Here is a 1,301-nt window from a genome sequence, read left to right on the forward strand (position 1 = left end):
GAATAAAAAAGAATATCTATTTTACTCCTAATCTAACTTCACTGAACCAACACCATTCTTCCAGATAATTTTAGTTCCAAATGGTTTGGATAATGCTGCCAGATTTTGAATAATCTTTTCGCCTAATTCTCTATTGGCTAACATTGGTCTGCCCCTGTCCTGTCTCGGCTTTCCATAACCCAGAGTAATAGGATAAAGTTTAACAGATTTTAATTTTCCCTTTTTCCATATCGGATAGGCAATGACCGACTCCCATACTTCAGGACGGGCAGGAAAACCCCTAGTGTCATTTTTATATCTAACTTTATTAAAATCTGAAACCTGACCACTATCCTCCAACCCGTATCGTACATAATTTTCATAGGGCAATCTTTGCAATGTTTCATTTTGAAAAATAAAATCTCCTAAACTATAAAATATAGGTCTTCCCTTATAAATTTCTATTCCCCTTAATACATGAGGACCATGCCCCACCATCACATCTGCACCTGCATCAATCATTTCCCTTGAGAAAGTAGTTAAAAATTGAGCCGGTATTGAAATGTCCTTATTTCGCTCATGTGCGTGAATGGTAACAATGGTAATATCAGCCAATTGGCTTGCGCTTTTAACTACGGCTTTAATATTCTCTAAATCCTTCTGATTAGGTGTAGTAACCAGGCCAACGTCATCTCCTACTTCAAAATTCTCTTTTAAGAATCTCAATTTTTCTGACGTCTTTCTCCTGGGCTTAATTATACCCATCTCCTTTCCCAAGCCAGTTAGTCTTTCCATTTGTCCCTTGCTAATGATATACTTTTTATCATAGCGCAGGGGATTCAATCCAGGTCTTGGAGTGGTATTACCCATAGAAGCACCGGCCACCGAATGTTTAGGAAAGGTGGAGGCACAGGATATTAAAGCAACTCTCCCATTGGGAGTCTCAAAAAATCGAGCTTCACGAGCTTCAAGCAGACTTTCGCCAGCCCCAGCGTGAACCAACCCAGCCTCCTTAAGGTATTTAAGCGTTAACCTCATTCCCTCTACTCCATAATCACCAGTGTGATTATTAGCTGTAGAAACCATATCAATCCCGGCCCATTTAATTTCTTTTGCTAACTCGGGATCAGCACGCATATAAGTTCCTCCGCTTTCATGCATAGGATAGGGTTCGTAATCATGCAAAAGCATTTCGAAATTGGTAAAGCCCATATCAGCAGAACGTAGGATATCAATCATTTCCAAAAATTCAGGTTCTTGATAGACGGATAATTTCCTAGTAATAATAGCATCCCCAGTTAGCGCTAAGCTAATCTCCTTAT

General features: G+C 39.4%; 1 protein-coding gene. It reads right to left on the reverse strand.

The window, feature by feature from the left end:
- Positions 1–27 precede the first annotated feature (27 nt).
- On the reverse strand, positions 28–1,301 hold a 1,274-nt coding region (locus E1171_RS01215; protein ID WP_155203285.1), incomplete at its 5' end, for a CapA family protein.

This window comes from Xanthovirga aplysinae (assembly GCF_009711365.1).
Taxonomy (GTDB): Bacteria; Bacteroidota; Bacteroidia; order Cytophagales; family Cyclobacteriaceae; genus Xanthovirga; species Xanthovirga aplysinae.